At 74.5% G+C, this 6056-nt stretch carries 4 protein-coding genes and 1 pseudogene; all 5 read left to right on the forward strand.

Annotation, left to right across the window (positions count from 1 at the left end):
• A pseudogene (locus DZF91_RS08570) lies at window positions 1-565 on the forward strand (DAK2 domain-containing protein); the annotation flags it as partial.
• 38 nt (window positions 566-603) lie between these two features.
• Window positions 604-2796, forward strand: a complete 2193-nt coding sequence (gene recG / locus DZF91_RS08575) for an ATP-dependent DNA helicase RecG (RefSeq protein WP_117356946.1) — start codon at window positions 604-606, stop codon at window positions 2794-2796.
• A 230-nt stretch (window positions 2797-3026) separates the two neighbouring features.
• Window positions 3027-4463 carry an MFS transporter gene (locus DZF91_RS08580; protein WP_117356947.1) on the forward strand — a complete coding sequence of 479 codons (1437 nt, stop codon included), beginning with the start codon at window positions 3027-3029 and terminating at the stop codon, window positions 4461-4463.
• A 105-nt stretch (window positions 4464-4568) separates the two neighbouring features.
• A complete protein-coding gene (locus DZF91_RS43100) occupies window positions 4569-4640 on the forward strand; it encodes a putative leader peptide (RefSeq protein WP_407920898.1) in 72 nt (23 codons plus the stop codon).
• A gap of 122 nt (window positions 4641-4762) precedes the next feature.
• Window positions 4763-5839 (forward strand): HEAT repeat domain-containing protein, encoded by a 1077-nt coding sequence (locus DZF91_RS08585; RefSeq protein ID WP_117356948.1) that lies wholly within the window; start codon window positions 4763-4765, stop codon window positions 5837-5839.
• Window positions 5840-6056: the final 217 nt, after the last annotated feature.

A 6056-nucleotide genomic window follows, 5' to 3' on the forward strand; every position in this document is an offset into this window, starting at 1 on the left:
GGTCCCGCCGCTCGCGGTGCTCGCCGAGGCGGTCCTGGCGGCGGGCGACGAGGTGGCGGTGCTGCCGAACGAGCCGGAGGTGCTCGGTCTCGCCGAGGCCGCCGCCGAACGCGCCCGCGAGGGCGGCGCGCGCATCGCGGTCGTGCCGACCCGGGCGTCCGTCCAGGGGCTGGCCGCGCTCGCCGTGCACGACCCGCTGCGCCGGTTCTCCGACGACGTGATCGCGATGACCCGGGCCGCCGGGGCGACCCGGTCCGGCCGGCTGGAGATCGCCGCGGAGGAGGCCGTGACCAGCGTGGGACTGTGCCGTCCGGGCGACGTGCTCGGCCTGATCGACGGCGACGTGGCCCTGATCGGCCGTGACCTCGCCGGGACCGCGCGCGGCCTGCTCGACCGGATGCTGTCGGGCGGCGGCGAACTGGTCACGCTCGTCCGGGGCGAGGGCGCGCCCGCCGGGCTGACCGGCGCCCTCGAAACGCACCTGCGCGACCGGCACCCGGACGTCGAGGCGGTCTCCTACGACGGGCGCCAGGAGCGCTACCCCCTGCTCGTCGGCGTGGAGTGACGGCGTGGAACGACGGAGGGGCGCGGTAGAAAAGACGGGTGACGAACCTCGACGAGCCGTTGCGCAAAGTCCTGGGCGACAAGACCGCCAAGGTCCTCTCGAAGGGCCTTGACCTGCACACGGTCGGCGACCTGCTGCACCACTATCCGCGCCGCTACGCGCACCGGGGCGAGCTGACCCCGCTGAACGAGCTGGCCGACGGCGAGCACGTCACCGTCATGGCCGAGGTCGTCAAGGTGCAGGGCCGCACGCTGAGCCGCAGCCCCGGCTACGTCCTGGAGATCACCGTCACCGACGGCACCGGCGAGCTGAAGCTGAGCTTCTTCGGCCGGCGCGGCTCCTACGTGCCCGAGCGCGACCTGTCGCCGGGCACCCGCGGCCTGTTCGCGGGCAAGATCAGCACCTACCGGCCGCGGTCGGGCCGTCCGCAGCGGCAGCTCGCGCACCCGCAGTACAAGGTCGTCGCCGCCCGCGACGCGGACGAGGCGGCCCGGGAGTGGGCGGACGAGATCATCCCGATCTACCCGACCACCAAGGGCCTGGACATCGACGCCATCGGCAAGTCGGTCGCGACCGTCCTGGACATGGCCGACCTCGGCGACGACCCGATGCCCGCGGCGATCCGCGAACGCCTCGGCATGATCTCCCTGACCGACGCCTACGAGGGCATCCACCGGCCGAAGGACTGGGAGCAGCTCGGCCGCGCCCGCAGGCGCCTGAAGTGGGACGAGGCGTTCGTCCTGCAGATCGCCCTGGCCCAGCGCCGCCGCGCCGCCGCGGCGCTCCCGGCGAAGCCCCGTCCGCCGGCGCCCGACGGCATCCTGCGGGCCTTCGACGCGCGGCTTCCGTTCGGGCTCACCGAGGGCCAGCTCAAGGTCGGCGAGGAGATCGCCGCCGACCTCGCCGAGTCCCACCCCATGCACCGCCTCCTGCAGGGGGACGTCGGGGCGGGCAAGACGATCGTCGCGCTGCGGTCGATGCTGCAGGTCGTGGACAACGGGGGGCAGGCCGCGCTGCTCGCGCCGACGGAAGTGCTGGCGCAGCAGCACTACCGGTCGATCACCAGGATGCTGGGCGAGCTCGGGCAGGCCGGGCAGATCGGCGGGGCCGACAAGGCGACGCGGGTGACGCTGGTGACCGGGTCGCAGGGGGCCAAGGCGCGCCGGGAGGCGCTGCTGGAGGCGGCGTCCGGGCAGGCCGGGATCGTCGTCGGGACGCACGCCCTGCTGGAGGACCACGTCCAGTTCGCCGACCTCGGGCTCATGGTGGTGGACGAGCAGCACCGGTTCGGCGTCGAGCAGCGGGACGCGCTGCGCGAGAAGGTCGCGGGCGGACGGCCGCACGTGCTGGTCATGACCGCGACCCCGATCCCGCGGACGGTCGCGATGACGGTGTTCGGCGACCTGGAGACGTCCGTGCTGGGACAGCTCCCCGCCGGACGGTCCGCGATCAGCACGCACGTGGTGCCGCCCGAGAAGCCCGCCTTCCTGGCCCGCACCTGGGAGCGGATCAGGGAGGAGGCCGGCAAGGGACGGCAGGTCTACATCGTCTGCCCGCGCATCGGCGAGCAGGAGGGCGACGAGGGCGACGTCCCCGCGCCGGACGAGGAGGGCCGCCGGTCCCCGCTCGGGATCATGGAGCTGCTGCCGATGCTGGAGGGCGAACTGCTCGCCGGGCTCCGCATCGGGGTCCTGCACGGCAAGCTCCACCCGGACGAGAAGGACGCGGTGATGCGCCGGTTCACGGCGGGCGAGCTGGACGTGCTGCTCGCCACCACGGTGATCGAGGTCGGTGTGGACGTGCCGAACGCGACCGTCATGGTGATCATGGACGCGGACCGGTTCGGGGTGTCGCAGCTCCACCAGCTGCGCGGCCGGGTGGGGCGCGGCACGCTCCCCGGGCTGTGCCTGCTGGTCACCGACGCCGAGCCGGGGTCCAGGGCGCGCGAGCGGCTGGACGCGGTGGCCTCGACGACCGACGGCTTCGCGCTGTCCCGGCTGGACCTGGAGCAGCGCCGGGAGGGCGACGTGCTCGGCGCGGCGCAGGCGGGCCGGGCGTCCAGCCTGCGGCTGCTGACCCTGCAGCGCGACGAGGACGTGATCCGGCTCGCCCGCGAGGAGGCGACCGCCCTGGTCGAGGACGACCCGGACCTGGAACGGCATCCGGGGCTGGCCGCCGAGCTGGCGTCCCTGCTCGACGTCGAGCGCACGGAGTTCCTCGAGAAGACCTGACCCACGAGCGCTGCCGGCCTGGGGCCCGAGGCCGGTCCCACGGCCACTTCGCGAGGTCCGCCCGGTGGCCGTCTCGCGGCGCACCCGAGCCCCCTGTCCGCGGTATCGCGGGCGGGGGGCTCTCGCGTGTGTGACGCAGCTCACCCGTCTCGATCGTTCATACCCCCAGGGGGTGTGTTACGTTTCTCCGCGTCGGAAAGACATACCCCCTATAGGTATAGGAGGCGGCGATGTCCGCGTCTGACCCGAGGCGGTGGTGGGCCCTCCTGGTGCTCGCCACGGCCCAGTTCATGGTCATCATGGACACCTCGATCATCGGCGTCGCGCTGCCGGACATGCAGCACGACCTGGGCTTCTCTCCCGGCGGCCTGCAGTGGGTGTTCAACGCCTACGTGGTCGTGTTCGGCGGCCTGCTGCTCCTCGGCGGACGGCTCGCCGACCTGCTCGGCGCCCGCCGGGTCTTCATGGCCGGATGGGCCGTCCTGATCGGTGGCTCGGTGGTCGCCGCGGCGGCGCAGACCGCGTGGGTCGAACTGCTCGGCCGCGGGATCCAGGGTGTCGGCGGCGCGCTGATCACCCCGGCCGCGATGACGCTGCTCATGATCACCTTCGGTGCGAACCCGCGCGAGCTGGGCAAGGCCATGGCGCTGTACGGCGCGGCGGCCCCCGCGGGCGGCACCGCCGGCGTGTTCCTCGGCGGCGTGCTCACCCAGTGGCTGAGCTGGCCGTGGGTGTTCGTGATCTACATCCCGATCGGCCTGGCGACCCTCGCCGCCGTCCCGGCCGTCCTGCCCGCCGTCCGCGGCCACCGCGGCTCGGTGGACCTGCTCGGCGCGATCTCGGTCACCGGTGGCCTGGCCCTCGCCGTCCTCGCGGTCGTCCGGGCGCCGGAGCAGGGCTGGGGTTCGGCCTCGACGCTGCTGGAGTTCGCCGGCGCGGCGCTGCTGCTGGTCCTGTTCGCGATCGTGCAGAAGGTCGTCAAGGCCCCGCTCGCCCCGCCGTCCATCTGGAGGGTCCCGGGCCTCGCCGCGGCCAACCTGGCGTTCGCGCTGCTCGGCGCGGCCTGGATCCCGGCCTGGTACTTCCTGAACCTCTACCTGCAGCAGGTGCTCGGCTTCGGGGCGTTCGCCAGCGGCGCGGCGCTGCTGCCGATGACCGTCACCATCATGATCCTGATGGTCGGCGTGACCGGCCGGCTCATGGCCCGCTTCGGGATGAAGCCGCTCGCGGTGACCGGGCTGTTCGTGCTGGCGCTCGGCCTGGCGGGGCTGACCTTCGTCCGCCCCGACGGCAGCTTCGCCGCCGACGTGCTCGCCGCGTCCCTGGTGGCCGCGCTCGGGATGTCGCTCGCCTTCATCCCGACCATGATGTCCGCCCTCGCCGGCGCCCCGCCGGAGCAGGCGGGCCTCGCGTCCGGCATCGTCAACACCTCCTACCAGGTCGGATCGGCCCTGGGCCTGGCCGGCGCCACCGCCTTCGCCGCCTCGCACGGCGCCAACGCCCTCGGCGACGCCGTCCGGCTCACCGACGGCTTCCGCGCCGCGTTCGTGACCGCCGCCGTGATCGCCGCGGTCGGCGGGGTGGCCGCCCTGGTCCTGCTGCGCAAGCCGCGCCCCGCCGCCGGGACGGAGGCCGCAGCCGCTCCCGAAGCGGAGAGCGTCGCGTGAGCGACTGTACGAAGAGGGGGCGCGCGGGGGCGCGCCCCCTCTTCTCCGCTCGAATTCCCTACTTTCTTGGTTGACTAATAGGGAAAGCTGGGTCAGCATGGGTCCGTGACCGCACGAACCTCCCTCGTCGCGCGCCGCCACGTGGACCTCCGGCGGCAGGCCAGCGCCCTGTGTTGACGGAGCCTCCGGCTCCGCGTCCCCTTTTCGGACCCCGACGCGCGCACCCGGAGGCCCGTGCGGGCGCGGCACCGCCCTCGCACGCCGTCCACGACGATCCGCCCGGCAGACAGAGGTTCGCCATGTCGCTCACGCCCATCACCCCTGTTCCGATACCCCCTACTCCCATCGGCTCCGTTTCCGACTCCGCGACTGCCGCGTCCGCGTCCACGGCCCTTGCTGCGGAGGTCCGGGCGCTGGACGAGCCGACGCTCGCCGACCTCGATCCCTACCTGAGCGACACCGACCCGGAGGTGCGCGGGGCGGCCGTCCTCGTCCTCAGCGAGCTGCTGCGCTCCGGAGAGGGACCGCGCGGAGCCGCCGACACCCTGGCCTGGATGCTCGCCGACCCCGACGACCGCGTCCGCGGGACGGCCGCCGACGCGCTGGACGCCCTGCCCGACACCGCCATCGGCGCCGAGGGCGTGGAGGCCCTGCTGCTTGCCGCCGCGTCCGAACGCGACGAGCGCGTCCGCCGCACCGCGACCGCGCTGCTCGACACCCTCGTCCGCGCCGCGACCGAGCTCTACGCCCAGGCGCTCCAGGAGGACGAGCCGCACGTGCGCGTGCAGGCCGTCCTCGCCCTGGTCACCCTCCGCGCGGCGGACGAGGTCGCCGAGGCCGCCGACGACCCGGCCCGCGAGGTCCGCGTCGCGGTCGCCGAGGGCCTCGCCCGGCTCGCCGAGGAGAGCGCGCCGACCGAGCCGCCTCCACCGGACGCGACGGCATCCGCGGCGGACTGCGCGGACGGCGCGGACGGCGTGGCCTCCGTTCCGGTGCTCCGGGACCCGGCCCCGTACGCGCTCGACCACCTGCTCGCCGACCACGACCCGGTCGTCCGGATGGCGGCCATCGACGCCGTCGCCGGCCTCGGCGCCCCCGAACCGCTGGTCGGACGCATCGTCACCGCCACCGCCCACACGAGCTGGCAGGTCCGCCGCCGCGCGGCGATGGCGCTCGCGTACGCCGCCCCGGACGTCGCCGTCCGCCCCCTGATCCGGGCGCTGCGCGACGGCATCGTGGACGTCCGGCGCGCCGCCGTCCAGTCCCTCGAACAGTGGGCGCCGACGAATCCCGAGGTCCTGACCGCCCTCACCGAGGCGCTCGCGGATTCCGACCCCGGAGTCCGAACCCAGGCCCGCTGGGCGCTGTCCAAGTAAGTGCCCGGCCCGGGTGACCCGTCCGCGGGTCGCGGTGCGGGCAGGGGATCTCGGGGTGGGGATCCCTTGCCCGTTCCCCGACCCGCGGACGGTGGTCACACCGGTGTCCGGGCCGCATGCGCGGGCGTCCAGCGCCGATCTCACGCGGGCGTCCACTGCTGATCACGCGGCTCCGGGGCGCCTCCGCGTCCCGGACGAGCCGCCGGGCGGGGCCGGC

The organism is Actinomadura logoneensis (assembly GCF_003428695.1).
GTDB classification, from domain to species: domain Bacteria; phylum Actinomycetota; class Actinomycetes; order Streptosporangiales; family Streptosporangiaceae; genus Spirillospora; species Spirillospora logoneensis.